Origin of the sequence: Chitinophaga filiformis (assembly GCF_023100805.1) — a bacterium.
In the GTDB taxonomy this organism is placed as follows: domain Bacteria; phylum Bacteroidota; class Bacteroidia; order Chitinophagales; family Chitinophagaceae; genus Chitinophaga; species Chitinophaga filiformis_B.
In genome coordinates, this window is the sequence record NZ_CP095855.1 from 5,398,040 (window position 1) to 5,413,014 (window position 14,975).

The following is a 14,975-nucleotide window of genomic DNA, read 5'->3' on the forward strand; positions in this document are numbered from 1 at the left end:
CGAGACGGTTCCTTTTTTGTCGCCAGGCTGCGTCTTTCCGTTAACTGACCTTTTAGCCAAGCCTGATATCGCTAATATCTATCGAGATAAACATTGGCTCAGGTAACTTGGGAGTATTGTCTTCCAATCTTGCGTATACTTGTCTTTTAGTGGCAAATTTGACACCCTGCACTTCAGTATAATCCGACAGATAATGAACGGATGCAGCATTGCTAAGAATTTCAACATTGTAGTCGTGCCGCTTTATCAATCCTTCCCTGTCAATATAGAAAGTTTGCACCTGGTTGTGAGTCGCCACGTTTTCAGGAAAGGTCACCTGCAAACGTCTGTATACTTCATTATTCTCCTCCCATGGCTCCAGCTCCACAAAGCTGTAGCCTGGATCCAGAAAGCAAAACGGAACATTCAGATAAGTCCACATCGCGTAACCGCTAAAATAAGTCAACTGCAGCTTCGACCAGGGAGTGTATGTTTGATACCCCTCAAAAGTGGCCCTGGGATGCAATAATTCATCTATTACCTTTCCTTCGTCGTTGATGATAGCCACCTTGTCGGGCTCAAATGAATTATGCCAGTCCTTCTGAACAAAAGGATAAAAGGATACATACTGCCTTCGTGTGCTTGTAATGACGTTTATGTCGTCCATTATGCCTGGGACCTGCTTCATAGCCCAGGTTACACCTCCTATCTTTAATCTGGCAGATACGTGTTCAAATTTCCTCCAATTCCCGGCCCCGCCGTATGCTTCTATCACCAATCTCAATAAATCATTCATTTCCATTATTTTAAAAGATCATAAATTACAAAATACCTTTAATTTACTTGCAAATAACAAGTGCAAATATATGCACTTTCACTTGTATTTTGCAAGTACAAAAGCAAAAAATGATTAAAAAAGTATAATAATACTTACCTTTGCACTTTCGAATTGCAAGTAAAACCTGCGTTTAGGATCAACATGAAAGAGATAAAAAAAAGATCTGAATGTCCAGTGAGCTTCAGTCTTGATTTTTTTGGAGATAAATGGACCTTGCTCATTATCAGAGACATTGTATTACATGGTAAACATACCTTTGGAGACTTCCTTCAATCGGGAGAAGGTATTGCCACCAATATATTAACGGATAGGCTGAAAATGCTGGAGGAAGAAGGATTTATTATGAAATATCCTGTTGCAGGTAAGGCCAGAACGGGGTATTGCCTGACGGAAAAAGGGACTACCATTATTCCGATTGTAATAGAACTGGCGCTCTGGGGGGTGTCCCAGCACAATAATAACTTACAAAAAGAACTGACGGCAGCGCTCCGGAAAGACAAAGCCGGGGTAATCAAAGAACTTACTTCAAAACATCTCCAGCTCTATCGCTCACAAAAGTCCAATACCGCATTGAATACCTGAATGGCTGCCATCTGACACGTATAGCCCATCTGCTGGCGCTGTGACGGCAATGCTTAGCAACTAACCCGGCAAAATTCGCCTGGCATACTCAGGTATAACTGTGCTATTCACCTACTCAATTAAAATATTTCTGTTTGTTGTTCGTCTACTGATGTAAACATGCTTTTATTTATATGGCTAAAAGGCTTTCGCTGATATTGCTACTGTTTTTTGTGGGCGATATGTATTTCTACCAGGCTGTCACTACACTTACTCAAAATCCGATGCTCCAGCTGAGCTATTGGTTCCTTGATATCCTATTGATTGCCGGCTTAATCTCAACGATATTTATGTTCAGGGCCGGGATGCAGGTACAACGGTTGCTTTCACTGCTTATGACGGCTATATTATTGATTTTCATCCCGAAATTGTTCTCCTCTCCAATTCTGTTAGTGGAGGATATCGTTCGCATCTTCCGGGGCTTTCCGCCGCGTAGTATTTATATAAGTGAGATAGCGCTGGCAATGGCAGGCCTGATCTTTCTGATCATTATTTTCGGTGTCACACGCGGAAAGCATTTTTACAAAATCAGAAAGGAAACGATCTATTTCCCTGATCTTCCCGAAGCATTTGACGGCTTTACCATTACGCAGCTATCCGACGTACATTCCGGCAGCTTTAGTGATGCCAAAGGCGTACAAAAGGGCCTCGATCTTGCAAATGCACAAAACAGTGATCTCTTATTATTTACGGGAGACCTCGTCAATAACATGGCTTCAGAAATGGATCAATGGATTCCCATGTTTACAGAATTGAAAGCCTCTTACGGTAAATATTCCGTTTTAGGCAACCATGATTATGGCGATTATATCCGGTGGGATAGTAATGCGGCCAAAGCAGCTAATCTCGAGCGCTTAAAGGAGATACATGCTGAAACGGGCTTTAAATTACTGCTGAATGAAGCGGTAGAAATAAGCAAACAGGGCGAACGTCTTGCCCTCATCGGCGTCGAGAACTGGGGTAAAGGCGGTTTTCATCAGTATGGCGATCTGAAGAAAGCAACGGCCACGGTACCTGATAATTCTTTTAAAATACTGATGTCTCATGATCCTTCCCACTGGGATGAAGTAACTGTAGACCATGAGCAACATGTACATCTTACCCTGGCCGGACATACGCACGGTATGCAGTTTGGCATTGAGCTGTTTGGTTTCAAATGGAGCCCGATAAAATATTTCTATAAACAATGGGCCGGCCTCTACAAGCAGAAGGGCAAATACCTCTACGTAAACAGGGGCTTTGGCTTTCATGGTTTAAAAGGCAGGATCGGCATATGGCCTGAAATAGCGGTACTTACACTGAAACGGGGCGGTTCAGGTCAACCGGCATAGTGCACAGTATTGCAGGTTTGGGAGGAGCGTCTCGTTCCTCCCCTATTCTTTTATATTATAACCGACAGATATTGGGTAGTTGACCTGGCATATGCCAGGTTAACTTTTTCATTTAATACAACGCGGTACACTCAGCAAAGGACCTACAAAACACGTATTGACAGTCCAAAATTTTAAGCGGTCTTATTGTATAAATATGCTCACGTAGAACGGAAATGACACGACTAACAAATGTAATAGATGATATAGCGGATTACTAATGAAACCTTGTCGTATCTTCGCCCCACAATAGCAGTATATGGAAGCAGGAAATACATCAAAAGATCCATTACACGGAATAACACTTGAAAAGATCATCACACAGCTCGTAGACACCTACGGCTGGGATGAACTGGGATACCAGATCCGGATCAATTGCTTTATCAGCAATCCTTCCATACAATCCAGCCTTAAATTCCTGCGCAAAACGCCCTGGGCAAGAACCAAGGTAGAGGAGTTCTATAAAAACACCCTGCGGGAAGGAAAATTGAAATAGTCCTCCGGTAGTTGGCTTATATTTCCTATCTCAACAATTGCCGCCCGCTTCTGAATAGATTAAACCGGGCTATCAAAAAACTCAACGATGTGACCGGCCAATAATGCAGGAACCTCGCCATTCTGCGGCGACAGGTGATGAAGCCCTGGCAGCATCATGACCTGCGACGCCGGAATCACTCCCGCCAATATGCTCAGCATGTCATGAATAAACGGAGGACTTGCCTGCCCGCCAGCCAATAAAACAGGGCTGGACAATGTTGCGTACTTTCTATAACTGCCTTCAAGTCTCTTTACCTCCTGATGTTCACGCAGGTTACTTACCAGCAATTTCTTCTTCAGTTGCCACTCCTTGCCTCTTATCGCTAATCTTAAAATTAAGGTCGCCAGCCACCTTGGAGCTTTACTTAGTGGACTGTGTCCCATGCCCTGTACAAATACGGCAAAAGCGAGGTGGTATTTTTTACGCGCCATGGCAGATTGATAAACAGTTAGCCAGTCCCAATTCCCATGTATAGAAACTCCCGGCTCATAAACAATTATCCTTTCGAAAGGATTAAACAATACAGCAGTCTCCAAAGCTACCAGCCCCCCGAAACTATGGCCGAACAGCAATACGGCGCCAGTGGCCCGCTGTACTGCCAGCAAATCCTCACAATCATCTTCTATCTTATACAATTCACAATGCCCCTCCCTGTCCCGGCGCTGCATCAAATGAACTGTGAATTTGCCGGAAAGAAAGACCGCCAGTTCTGTATATTCTTCAATATCCGTCAGCGCACCATGTACAATAATAAGTCCTGGTCCCTGGCCGGTTGTTTCATAGGTGATGATCATACCATCCGCAGAGGAAGTGGTATTTTTTACAAAAGATGCCATATAATTTTTATGGTTGAAACAATTTTCAATCGTAAAAGTAAAGGATGCTCCTATTACATTTTTTTTTATTTCTGCCGAAAAATCTTTATAATTGAACAATTTTTCAATTATAGATTCTCATGCCTAAAGCTAAAGAGCAGTTTGAGGAAATGCGTCAGGAAGCCGTCCGGAAAATAAAAACAGCCGGACTGGAATTATTTGCAAGAAAGGGACTGGCAGGAACGAATATCAAAGAAATAGCGGAAAAAGCGCAGATCAGCCTGGGATTGATGTACCATTACTATTCGTCCAAAGACGAGTTATACCTGGCTTTGGCCAATGAGGCAATGGATATGTCCATTGCCTTATTAAGCGCCTTGAAAAAACAACGAACAGGCGCCAGGGAAAAAGTTGAAGGCTTCATCCATGGTTTTCTGACGGGTGTCCAGAAACATCCAGAGATATGCTACTTCATCATTATCGGCCAACAGTTTGAGACAAAAGACGATTCACAAAATGACGATCTAAATACGCGTAAGTTGAAATCGCTGGAACTGCTGGCCGCCATTATCAAAGCAGGGCAACGGGAGGGTATCTTTGTAAAGGGCGATCCTTTACAGCTTGCTGTCATGCTGGTAGCTGCTACACAAGGCCTGGCTGCATTTAAAATGACTTTTGGAAGCAGGTTTACAATGCCGCAGACAGAGATATTACTGAATATGCTGATAATATAAGATCGCTTACAATTTACCGGTTGGAGGTTTAGCTAAAAAAGCGTCCTTCCAGGATGACTACAACGGAACTTCAATTATTACCATCCGGGCGGCGGGCCTGACATTAAACGAGATGGCCGAAAAAGCAAGCGCTATGATGTGCGACAATTCAGCAATGACCATCGTCAGGAAGATCTTTTCCGGAAAATGAGCATCCCCATTCTAATTTGATAAACAGCATAGATTGCATAACTGACAGGCGCCGACCATAGAAAATCATAGACCAGGGAAAGGAAAAAATCCTTAATATTACTTATCCAATTTATCAACCTATCAAACACCTCAATGGCCAGATCGCCTAAACAATATTCCGGCACCGTGCAGCTGGTGCTGCTAGTCAGCCTTTATATCGGTTCCCTCTTACTGCTTGGACTCGCATCCTTTGCTGTATCTGCCCTTTTTACCGGTTCGGCCTTAACCGACCTTCAGCAGGCAGACCTCTCTGATCCAAAAATAATTCTTGCCTGGAAAGTAATAACATTCCTGGACCCTGTTTTTTTATACTTATTACCAGCGTTCCTCTTTGCCAGAATAGTAGCGCCCGGACAAACAGACTGGCTGGACCTAAATAAACCCGTCCGGTTAAAACCAGCCATATTCGTCATCATTATTCTCCTTTTAGCGAACCCGATGTCAGGCCTTTTATATGATTGGAATTACACATGGGGTATGGCACAATCATCCATACAAAGAACGGAGAGTATGATTGATGTTGGAAATGCAATAATGAAAATGCCCAATTTCGGCTATTTATTGCTTAACCTCTTATTGTTTGCATTGATACCCGCCATAGCGAGAGAATGTTTCTTCCGGGGCATACTGCAACAAGTGCTTGTGCGTATGATGCCCAAAGCTCCCTGGTTCGCCATTATTATCGCTTCTGTTATTTTCAGCGCGTGCTTCTTCCAATGGCAATGGTTCGCATCTATGATCCTCATTGGCATCATACTGGGCGTCATTTACTATCTGACAGAAAATCTCTGGCTGTCAATTCTTGCGGATTTCATATCCAGCTCAGAAAACTGGTTTCAATCCTACTTTTACCAGCGCCAATGGTCAAATGAAGACCCTTACCATCCATCAGCAACACCCTGGTATACAGCACTGATATGCCTGCTGCTTACTGTAGGCCTATTATGGTATTTCCGCAAAAGCATACCTAAACCGGTCGTAAAAATGGCTTTCCAGGAAGACATAGAATCAATAGGGAAATAGCCTGAAAAATCAGTTTCCTCCTTTATAATACAATAGCCCCATGCCCATGGCGGCTAAAGAGATAATGGATTTTTTTCAACAAAAATTTCGTATCTTCCTTACAGCAAGACTATAACCGTACCCTGTTTTCTGCCCCACCCCAGATACGGGAGTCCCTTTCGTTTAGTCATTATGCTGATTTGTTTGACGTTGAGCGTACCATATCCAGGAATCATTCATGAACAATGACATTAACAACCAATAACCCATATCATAAATTACCAATTATGTATACTTCTTCATCTGTATAATTATACCATACCAAACTTCGTATAGCCCATGGCATTCCGATACTGTCGACCACTATAATTCCGATCGCAGGGAGTTAATCTACATTTATGAAATAACAATATCTCACCTTTAAACCCTAATTACATGAGCAAAGTTCTACTTCTTGCAACAGCATTGTTGTTTAGTACAATGTCGTTTGCACAGAATTACTGGCAGCCACACGCAGCCGGCGCCAGGATCGTTACCGACAAAGCCATAGCCCGACTTGCATTTCCGGCTGAATTCAAATTATATGATCTGAATTTAGCGCCTCTAAGGAATGAAGTATTTAAAACGGTAAGCAATGCTTCCGCACATTCCACCATCATCTCTCTGCCTAACGCAGACGGACAAATTGAACAATTTGAAATTACAGAAGCTTCTAACTTCGAACCCGCATTACAGGCTAAATTCCCGGAAATAAGGGCATTTTCAGGAAGGGGTATTACAGACAAAACAGCTACATTAAAGCTGAGCATCTCTCCGCAGGGCATACAAACAATGGTCTTCCGTACAGGAAAGGAAAATGAGTTCATTGAACCTTATTCTGCCGACCATACTGTTTACACTGTCTTCAAAAAACAACCGAAAACCCTGCCATGGAAGTGTTCCACGCCTGAGCAAAAACTGGCAGCTAACATAGGCAATCAGCTGCCCAATCCTGCCGGCAGGTCAACCGGCGATGCCAAAACATTACGCCTGGCTCAATCAGTTACTGCTGAATACTCAAATTATTTCGGCGCCACCAGCTCCTCACAGGTGTCGTTGGTACTGGCGGCTGTCAATGCCACGCTTACCCGGTGCAATGGCGTTTATGAAAAAGACCTTGCGATCCACCTTAACCTGATCGCAGCTACTACCAATGTGTTCTATTACAATCCTTCCACAGATCCTTACTCCGCAGCCAGCACAGGTGCTGGTGGAGCATGGAACAGTGAGCTGCAAAACACATTGAACTCCGTGATCGGCGCTGCGAATTACGATATCGGCCACCTGTTCGGTGCATCCGGTGGCGGCGGCAACGCCGGTTGTATCGGTTGTATCTGTACCGACAATTCAAAAGGAAGTGGTTTTACTTCCCCTGCCGATAATATCCCACAGGGCGATAATTTCGATATCGACTATGTAGTACACGAAGTAGGACACCAGTTAGGCGCCAACCATACCTTCTCCATGAGCAATGAAGGCACAGGTGTGAACGTGGAACCCGGTTCAGGTATAACTATCATGGGATATGCCGGTATTACCAGCCAGGACCTTGCTCCCCATTCTATTGACATCTATCATGCTGCTTCTATTGCACAGATACAGTCAAACCTTTCCAGTAAAACCTGTCCGGTAACTACCAGTATATCTGCCAACAACGCAACACCCGTTGTAAATGCCGGCGCTAACTACACTATTCCCATCAGCACGCCGTTTGCACTTACCGGTTCAGCTACCGATGCTAATGCCGGCGATGTACTGACTTACTGCTGGGAACAAAATGACAACGCGTCCTCCTCTCAAACAGGCAGCAGCAGCGTGGCCAGCGCTACCAAAGCATCTGGCCCCAACTGGATCTCATTTGCCCCCAGCACTTCGCCAACAAGATACTTCCCCAAGCTGGCCACTATTCTGGCTGGTGGTTTAGTATCCGGTCCATTGTCAGGTGGCGATGCAGGAGCCAATACAGAAGCACTGAGCTCTGTTGCAAGAACTTTGCATTTTCGATTAACGGTAAGGGACAATGCTCCATATAGCTCCACGGCGCCAGTTACTATCGGGCAGACCAACTTTGCCGACATGACTGTAACCGTTACCAATTCATCAGGTCCATTCTCGGTAACGGCGCCAAATACCGCAGTGTCCTGGGCCGGCAATTCATCACAAACAATTACCTGGAATGTCGCCAGTACAACCGCATCTCCTGTTAGTTGCGCCAATGTAAAGATTTCCATCTCCACAGACGGAGGTAATACATTCAGCACATTAGTAGCCAGCACGCCTAATGATGGTAGTGAGGCGGTAACTATTCCTAATACGCCCACTACAACGGCAAGAATAAAAATAGAAGCTGTAGGAAATATTTTCTTTGATATTTCCAATACCAACTTTACTATCACATCAGGCTCTTCCTGCGCATCTCCGGCAGGATTGGCTGCATCCGCTGTTACCAATACATCGGCAACCATAGGCTGGACGGCTGTAAGCGGTGCTGCCTCATATGATGTGGATTATAAAGCCAGTTCGTCTTCTACATGGATCAATGCGGCAACAGCAACAACAGCTGTTTCTGCAGGCTTAACCGGCCTTACAGAAGGCACTACCTACGATTACCGCGTAAGAACTAATTGCTCCAGCGGTAGCAGTGCTTATTCAACAGCACAATTCACCACCACAGGAGGCACCTGTAACGCACCCGCCGGTTTGACCAGTTCAGCTGTAACAAGTACGGGAGCTACTGTTGCCTGGACGGCTGTAAGCGGTGCTGTAAGCTATGATGTAGATTACAAGCCTAATTCATCTTCCACATGGACCAATGCTGCAAGCGGCATTACATCCACATCTGTTAATTTAAGCGGATTAACATCAGCTACATTATATGACTGGAGAGTGAGAACAAATTGTTCCGGCGGCAACAGCACATATGCTACTGCACAGTTCACCACCTTAACAGTAAGTGGTTGTGCAAATACACTGGATAATTCAACCAATGGAACGACCAGCGGTGCTGCGACCATTCCATTCAATACGGATGTAACTGGCCTCATCAGCCCAAGCGGCGATATTGACAATTATAAATTTGTGATCAGTAGCCGCGGTACCATTACCATTACATTGGGTACCTTACCTGCCGATTACGACCTGAAACTGCTGAACAGCTCCGGCTCACAGCTCAATATTTCACAGGCAGGCGGCACCAGCAGCGAAAGCATCAGCAGAACCCTCAATCCGGGTACCTACTATGCACAGGTATATGGTTACAGCGGAGCTAACAGCGCTACGTCCTGCTATACATTGCGGGTACAATTAGGTACTGCCAGCCGTGAGTCTGACGTTAATACAGGCGATGTGGCGAAAGTGCTGGTATTCCCGAACCCTGTGAATAATGTGGTGAATGTTAACCTTACAGGTTTCAAAGGAAAATCAGAGGTAAGTATCTTTGATGTGAATGGCCGCGTGGTATTGCGTCGTGAAATGAATCCGGTTAACACGCAACTCGACGTCTCTGCATTGCCTGCAGGTGTTTATATGGTAAGGATTAAGAACGGAGCTAAAGACGTAAGCATGACGAAGATCATTAAACAATAAAAACAATACAGGACAGTATACAAGAAAGCCAGTGCCCAAATGGGCACTGGCTTTTTTTATTCAATAACTGTACGGATTTGGTTACAAGCTCTCCGGATTTGGCTACATCCGTCTTTACTGGCACTGGTATCTTTGACACATGAAAATAGTAGTTACAGGTTCCCTGGGGAACATCAGCAGGCCGCTTAGTACGGCGTTAGTAAAGAAAGGCCATTCCGTAACAGTGATCAGCAGCAATCCTGACAAGCGAAAAGAGATCGAGCAATCAGGTGCAAAGGCCTATATCGGCTCACTGACAGACGCGCAGTTTGTCGCAGAAGCCTTTACGGGTGCAGATGCCGTTTATTGTATGGTGCCCTTTGATTTTTCTGTGGCAGACCAGGACGCGCACATGCAACAGGTCACGGCAAATTATGTAACCGCCATTCAACATGCGGGTATCAGGAAAGTAGTGTTTCTAAGCGGATGGGCAGCGGAAGTGGCCGGGCATGATATGACGGAAGTATACAGACAATTGCCGGGCGTGAATGTATCAGAATTGCGTCCCGCCATATTTTATACCAACTTCTATCAGATGATGGATATGATGCGTGGTAAAGGCATGATGGGACTGGCGATGGGATTGCGCGCCTATGGCATCAGGGCGTTATTTGGAAGAAGAGGCCTGCTGCTGGGGAATTATGGCGACAATGACAGGATCGTGCTGGTGGCTCCCGAAGATATCGCGGCGGCGGCTCTGGAAGAGTTGGAGACGCCGGTTACAGGCATAAAGATAAGATATGTGGCAAGTGAGGAACTGACCTGCAACGAAGTAGCCGCAATATTGGGGGGCGCTATTGGTAAGCCCTGGATGAAATGGATCAGGATCTCAGATAAACAAATGTTGCAGGGTTATAAGATGGCGGGATTGCCGGAGCAACTGGCAGCCAGCCTGGTAAAAATGCAGGCAGCCGTTCATGACGGGAGCATACTCGCCCGGTATGAACGTCAAAGGCCGGTACTGGGCAAGGTGAAGCTAAAGGATTTTGCCAGGGAATTTGCAAAGAGGTATATTTAAGCATGCAACCGCACAGGGTAAAGACGATCACTGAATTTCTGCAGCTGAGGGCGCTGCCTAAAACCCTGCATCCTTTAATCAGCGTGATCGACATTGGCAGTCTTACAGAGATCCCTAAAGGTCCTAAATTGCTGATACCGGATTTCTACATGATCGCATTGAAGAAGGGCTTTTGCGGACAGATTAAAGTGAAGTACGGGCAGCAGGATTTTGATTTTGATGAAGGAGTGCTGTCGTTTATGGCGCCCGGTCAGCGGATAGGCTTTGAACTGGAAGGACCGATACCGGGCCATCCTTCCGGATGGATGTTGCTCGTACATCCGGATTTTTTGTGGAATACATCACTGGCGAAGAAGATCCGGCAATATGAGTTTTTCGACTACGCTGTGAATGAGGCGTTATTCCTGTCGGAGAAAGAGGAGATAACGATCAACCAGATCATTGCCAATATTGAACAGGAGTATCGCACGAATATCGACCAGTTCAGTCATAATATCATCATCGGACACCTGGAGTGCTTATTCAATTATTCAGAACGATTTTATCAACGGCAGTTTCTGACCAGGCGAATGACTAATCATCAGCTCCTAGGACAATTGGAGGATGTGCTGCAAACTTATTTTGACAAAGGATCAGGACTGCCAACCGTGACATATGTCGCAGAGGCACTGCATGTCTCACCAGACTATTTAAGCAGTATGCTGAAGACGCTGACCGGATTGAATACACAGCAGCATATCCATCAGAAATTGATCGGAAAGGCGAAGGAACAATTGTCGACCACCACCCTATCCGTCAGTGAAATTGCGTATCAGCTCGGGTTTGAGCATCCACAGTCATTCAGCAAGTTATTCAAGATAAAAACGAATCTATCACCGGTGGAATTCAGAAGATCATTTCAGGAAGGCAGCTAAATATGACTTTGGCCAGTTCCAGGTTTGCGCCGCGAATACCTTAAGGGCATTTTCTACACAGCATACAGGTCCGGCAGCAAGGCCTTCCCGCAACGCCAGCCCCACTTCTGTCTCATTCCTGTATCGCTCCGCACAGTCGAAATGCCGGAATCCTGCTTGCAATGCATCTTTGGTAGCGCTTATTGTCGTAGCGGCATCGGGGATCAGGGTACCAAACCCTAATGCCGGCATTTGAATGTTGTTATTTGTCTTCATGTTCCTATATTTTTTTACTCATCCGACTAACCAAACAAGTTCATCTATACAGAATACTCTTTTAAAATTCCTCCTTGTCTATCTTTCGGAGCAGGATATGAAGTACGGTAGAAATTTCCGCTACCTGCGGTGATCTACATCACATTTTTTATCTTATGCTATTTTTTAAAGAGATATTGCCGGGCCCTCCGCCTATCTAAAAGATCAAAACGGGGAACAATGCGATTTGCTTCACAATCGCCTGATTGCTATAGTGCTTATTGCACATGAGAATTAACTGGAGTATAAACAGGTGAATAGGTATTATAACTACTGCTGCTTACGCTGATGCTACCGGAAACAGAAAAGGTCCGCTCACTGTTAGTATACATCAAACCTATTCTGGCGGTGGGGTAAACACCAAAATTATTCGATCTCATAAAACTGTAATTCTTGCCAGGACCTGACTGGTAAAATATACCACCATTGTTCTGTAAAACATAAGGCGTTGCGGAAAGACTACCAAAAGCATATACATTGTTACTTACCTGCCGGGTAAGCTGCAGTGCCAAAGGAGCAGACAAATAGCTGCTGCTTCCTCCCTTATACGCGATAAACCCTGTGGAAATACCGGCTGATTTTGTAACAAACCATTTCTTCCGGAGGTAATTGGTATCCATCCGCTGACTGGTATTTCTAAAGACGGGGAATGTGTTATCCTGAACCCCGGAAAATAAAGGGAGCTGAGCCTTTACAGCTAGAGCCGACATTAAAATTGCGGTTAAAAGGATGGCACGTATCATACCATGAAGATAACTATCCTTTTTGTTAATATTGCTAATAAAATCCTAATATTTCATACCTGGATAAACTCAGGGGCGCTAAACGGCCGCACGATCGCCGGGCCTCAGACAATGCCGCTGATTCCCTGTATGGAGACGAATTAAACTATCAGGAAATTTAAAATAAAAGATATGAGCAATACCAGCACACACGATGAGCGTATCGCAAAAATGACCTTCGCCTCAGTCTACCCTATGTATCTGGCAAAAGTGGAAAAGAAAGGCAGAACAAGGGAAGAATTGGACCGGGTGATCACATGGCTGACAGGCTTCGATAATAAAAAGCTGCAGGAACTGATCGAAGCAAAAGCTACTTTTGAAACCTTCTTCCAGGAGGCGTCATTGCACCCTAATGCAAGTCTCATTACCGGCGTAATTTGCGGGTATCGCGTGGAAGACATTGAGAATCCGCTAACCCGGCAGGTCCGGTATCTGGACAAGCTGGTTGATGAGCTGGCAAAAGGTAAAAAAATGGAAAAGATATTACGGGCCTGACTTGCACGTAATTCAGATCAATAAATAAACCCAGCATGAGCTTCTCCCTCGTCGACATCCTAAATTATGGGCAAACGGCTTTCAATACCAAATGCCCATTACTCCTATCTACTTCCTCCAGGCATCGCCTGTGGCGCCGTCGTAGGTCCCTCTACTGTAAGCATACCATCCTTTGAGATCTTCATCCGGTCAATAAAGACAACACGCTTATCGCCGGAAGCCGATGTGCGGGCATGATACACGCATAACATCTCTTTCCCGTCGGGAGAATAGGTAATACTATTATGCCCTGTACCTGTTACCACTCCGCCTTTGTCGACGTTCTTCTGCAGAACAGGATTGTTGGCTGCTTTGGTAAATGGTCCCAGCGGACTTTTGGAAGTAGCATATCCCACCGCATAATTCTTTCCACCGAAATAATTGGCAGAATACATCATGTAGTAGGTATCGCCTTTTTTGAAGGCTACGGAACCTTCTGTCCACCGGCGGTTGACTTCTTTTGAAGTAACCGAGCGGCTTTCCCATTCAGCCTGTTTATCGTCCATTTTAACCGGAGGGCGTAATAAAAGCACCGGTTCACCGATCACTCCACTAAAATCCGGCTTAAGCTCAACGCCGTATACCCAGCTTTCCTCAATGGAATTATACAGCCCATTTTGTTTAGCCCAGGTAGCTACCTCACTCTCCACCGGATGCTTATAGCAACAACGGGAGTAGTACAGGTACATTTTGCCATTTTTATCAAAAAGCACGTTCGCATCAATGACAGGATAACCGGGGTCGAAAACAGGGCGTTTATGTATATCAATGAATGGCCCGATAGGCTTATCTGCCACAGCTACACCAATACGAAAATTCTCTTCTTCATGATGCGGGTTATCCTTCCATTGTGCGCTGTAAAACATATAAAACTTCCCTTTATACTCATACACCTCCGGCGCCCAGTAAGCGCCATCCCAGGCTGCTGTGGAGTCACTCCAGCCATTCCTGTTGGCAGCATAGTATACTTGCCCCTCTTCTTTCCAGTGAACCAGGTCGGCAGAGGAATAAGCTGCAAAGCCATTTCTTGCACCACCTGTTCCATACATATAGTACTTCCCTCCCTTGACATGTAGTACGTATGGATCGCCAAATTCAACAGATACCGGATTCTGGTAAGTCTCTGCCACGGCGGGCTTATGGGTCTGTGCAAATGATGCTGTGCTATTGAGGGCCAAAGTCAGCAAGGAAAATCCGGTCAGGATACGTGGTAATCGTTTCATTATTTACGGGTTTATCGGGGACCAAGCGGTCCTATGGCCGATAAAAATAGAATAATTTTTGATATTGGTTATACTTCAAGCCGTTTATGCTGCCTTTAGGACTGCACCCATTGACTTCTCCATGCCGGCGCATCAAAGGGATCTGCGAAATACTGCGTCTCATGTACTACCCTGCCACATAAACGATCGCATAACTCTCGGCCCTGTACGGCTCTTCGTGATATGGCTCACCAGCGCTTACGAAAAGGTATTCACCGCCATTATCGGGCACGGAGAAGAGCTGGCTATGCCTTGCGAGTGAAAAGGTCTTCATCCTCCCATCGTCCCCACCATTTGAACAATCATTATCAGGACAAAGCTAAAACAAGTTTTCTGAAAAACAGATACGCCTGGTTGCATACCGGCAAATGGCATAAAGT

The 14,975-nt window shown here is 45.2% G+C and carries 15 protein-coding genes; 9 read left to right on the forward strand and 6 right to left on the reverse strand.

Translation table 11 applies throughout. From position 1 onward, the window contains the following. Positions 1–52 precede the first annotated feature (52 nt). On the reverse strand, positions 53–775 hold the full coding sequence (locus MYF79_RS20930; RefSeq protein WP_247809769.1) for a hypothetical protein: 723 nt from the start codon (positions 773–775) through the stop codon (positions 53–55). 183 nt (positions 776–958) lie between these two features. On the opposite strand from MYF79_RS20930, the gene MYF79_RS20935 reads away from it, so the two are divergent. The 3 genes from MYF79_RS20935 (at position 959) to MYF79_RS20945 (ending at position 3,304) form a co-directional block, all read left to right on the forward strand. Beyond that, on the forward strand, positions 959–1,399 hold the full coding sequence (locus MYF79_RS20935; protein ID WP_247809771.1) for a winged helix-turn-helix transcriptional regulator: 441 nt from the start codon (positions 959–961) through the stop codon (positions 1,397–1,399). A gap of 173 nt (positions 1,400–1,572) precedes the next feature. After that, positions 1,573–2,769: a metallophosphoesterase gene (locus tag MYF79_RS20940; RefSeq protein ID WP_247809773.1), complete on the forward strand. Its 1,197-nt coding sequence runs from the start codon at positions 1,573–1,575 to the stop codon at positions 2,767–2,769. A gap of 298 nt (positions 2,770–3,067) precedes the next feature. Next, positions 3,068–3,304: a VF530 family DNA-binding protein gene (locus MYF79_RS20945; RefSeq protein ID WP_247809774.1), complete on the forward strand. Its 237-nt coding sequence runs from the start codon at positions 3,068–3,070 to the stop codon at positions 3,302–3,304. A gap of 59 nt (positions 3,305–3,363) precedes the next feature. Here MYF79_RS20945 and MYF79_RS20950 read toward each other — a convergent pair whose 3' ends face one another. Further along, positions 3,364–4,182: an alpha/beta fold hydrolase gene (locus MYF79_RS20950; RefSeq protein ID WP_247809776.1), complete on the reverse strand. Its 819-nt coding sequence runs from the start codon at positions 4,180–4,182 to the stop codon at positions 3,364–3,366. Between the two features lie 119 nt (positions 4,183–4,301). Here MYF79_RS20950 and MYF79_RS20955 point away from each other — a divergent pair, with 119 nt between their 5' ends. The 5 genes from MYF79_RS20955 to MYF79_RS20975 all read left to right on the forward strand — a co-directional run bounded on the left by MYF79_RS20955 (position 4,302) and on the right by MYF79_RS20975 (position 11,723). Next, on the forward strand, positions 4,302–4,895 hold the full coding sequence (locus MYF79_RS20955) for a TetR/AcrR family transcriptional regulator (protein WP_247809778.1): 594 nt from the start codon (positions 4,302–4,304) through the stop codon (positions 4,893–4,895). Between the two features lie 324 nt (positions 4,896–5,219). Next, positions 5,220–6,149: a CPBP family intramembrane glutamic endopeptidase gene (locus tag MYF79_RS20960; protein WP_247809779.1), complete on the forward strand. Its 930-nt coding sequence runs from the start codon at positions 5,220–5,222 to the stop codon at positions 6,147–6,149. Positions 6,150–6,563: 414 nt separating this feature from the next. After that, positions 6,564–9,752, forward strand: coding sequence for a reprolysin-like metallopeptidase (locus MYF79_RS20965; RefSeq protein ID WP_247809786.1), 3,189 nt, complete (start codon positions 6,564–6,566; stop codon positions 9,750–9,752). 139 nt (positions 9,753–9,891) lie between these two features. Further along, on the forward strand, positions 9,892–10,809 hold the full coding sequence (locus MYF79_RS20970; protein ID WP_247809788.1) for an SDR family oxidoreductase: 918 nt from the start codon (positions 9,892–9,894) through the stop codon (positions 10,807–10,809). A 2-nt stretch (positions 10,810–10,811) separates the two neighbouring features. Then, positions 10,812–11,723: a helix-turn-helix domain-containing protein gene (locus MYF79_RS20975; protein ID WP_247809790.1), complete on the forward strand. Its 912-nt coding sequence runs from the start codon at positions 10,812–10,814 to the stop codon at positions 11,721–11,723. Here MYF79_RS20975 and MYF79_RS20980 read toward each other — a convergent pair. Next, positions 11,703–11,978: an aldo/keto reductase gene (locus tag MYF79_RS20980; RefSeq protein WP_247809792.1), complete on the reverse strand. Its 276-nt coding sequence runs from the start codon at positions 11,976–11,978 to the stop codon at positions 11,703–11,705. The two genes, MYF79_RS20975 and MYF79_RS20980, sit on opposite strands and share 21 nt — an antisense overlap. 257 nt (positions 11,979–12,235) lie before the next feature. After that, positions 12,236–12,637, reverse strand: a complete 402-nt coding sequence (locus tag MYF79_RS20985; RefSeq protein ID WP_247809794.1) for a hypothetical protein — start codon at positions 12,635–12,637, stop codon at positions 12,236–12,238. A 294-nt stretch (positions 12,638–12,931) separates the two neighbouring features. On the opposite strand from MYF79_RS20985, the gene MYF79_RS20990 reads away from it, so the two are divergent. After that, on the forward strand, positions 12,932–13,294 hold the full coding sequence (locus MYF79_RS20990; protein ID WP_247809795.1) for a DUF2200 domain-containing protein: 363 nt from the start codon (positions 12,932–12,934) through the stop codon (positions 13,292–13,294). 104 nt (positions 13,295–13,398) lie between these two features. On the opposite strand, the gene MYF79_RS20995 is transcribed toward MYF79_RS20990, so the two are convergent. Together MYF79_RS20995 and MYF79_RS21000 are read right to left on the reverse strand one after the other, a co-directional pair. Next, the gene (locus tag MYF79_RS20995) at positions 13,399–14,556 is read right to left on the reverse strand and encodes a glycoside hydrolase family 43 protein (protein ID WP_247809797.1); all 1,158 of its coding nucleotides are present in this window, start codon (positions 14,554–14,556) and stop codon (positions 13,399–13,401) included. Between the two features lie 166 nt (positions 14,557–14,722). Continuing rightward, entirely contained in the window at positions 14,723–14,869 is a 147-nt protein-coding gene (locus tag MYF79_RS21000; protein ID WP_247809799.1) for a hypothetical protein, read from the reverse strand. Between the last annotated feature and the right edge of the window lie 106 nt (positions 14,870–14,975).

Bases quoted from the DNA above. Each gene is read 5' to 3' on its own strand.
- MYF79_RS20990 (WP_247809795.1), top strand. From the start codon at position 12,932: ATGAGCAATACCAGCACACACGATGAGCGTATCGCAAAAATGACCTTC.
- MYF79_RS20935 (WP_247809771.1), top strand. From the start codon at position 959: ATGAAAGAGATAAAAAAAAGATCTGAATGTCCAGTGAGCTTCAGTCTT.
- MYF79_RS20960 (WP_247809779.1), top strand. From the start codon at position 5,220: ATGGCCAGATCGCCTAAACAATATTCCGGCACCGTGCAGCTGGTGCTG.
- MYF79_RS20950 (WP_247809776.1), bottom strand. From the start codon at position 4,182: ATGGCATCTTTTGTAAAAAATACCACTTCCTCTGCGGATGGTATGATC.
- MYF79_RS20965 (WP_247809786.1), top strand. From the start codon at position 6,564: ATGAGCAAAGTTCTACTTCTTGCAACAGCATTGTTGTTTAGTACAATG.
- MYF79_RS20975 (WP_247809790.1), top strand. From the start codon at position 10,812: ATGCAACCGCACAGGGTAAAGACGATCACTGAATTTCTGCAGCTGAGG.
- MYF79_RS20945 (WP_247809774.1), top strand. From the start codon at position 3,068: ATGGAAGCAGGAAATACATCAAAAGATCCATTACACGGAATAACACTT.
- MYF79_RS21000 (WP_247809799.1), bottom strand. From the start codon at position 14,869: ATGAAGACCTTTTCACTCGCAAGGCATAGCCAGCTCTTCTCCGTGCCC.
- MYF79_RS20940 (WP_247809773.1), top strand. From the start codon at position 1,573: ATGGCTAAAAGGCTTTCGCTGATATTGCTACTGTTTTTTGTGGGCGAT.
- MYF79_RS20955 (WP_247809778.1), top strand. From the start codon at position 4,302: ATGCCTAAAGCTAAAGAGCAGTTTGAGGAAATGCGTCAGGAAGCCGTC.
- MYF79_RS20970 (WP_247809788.1), top strand. From the start codon at position 9,892: ATGAAAATAGTAGTTACAGGTTCCCTGGGGAACATCAGCAGGCCGCTT.
- MYF79_RS20995 (WP_247809797.1), bottom strand. From the start codon at position 14,556: ATGAAACGATTACCACGTATCCTGACCGGATTTTCCTTGCTGACTTTG.
- MYF79_RS20930 (WP_247809769.1), bottom strand. From the start codon at position 775: ATGAATGATTTATTGAGATTGGTGATAGAAGCATACGGCGGGGCCGGG.
- MYF79_RS20980 (WP_247809792.1), bottom strand. From the start codon at position 11,978: ATGAAGACAAATAACAACATTCAAATGCCGGCATTAGGGTTTGGTACC.
- MYF79_RS20985 (WP_247809794.1), bottom strand. From the start codon at position 12,637: ATGGATACCAATTACCTCCGGAAGAAATGGTTTGTTACAAAATCAGCC.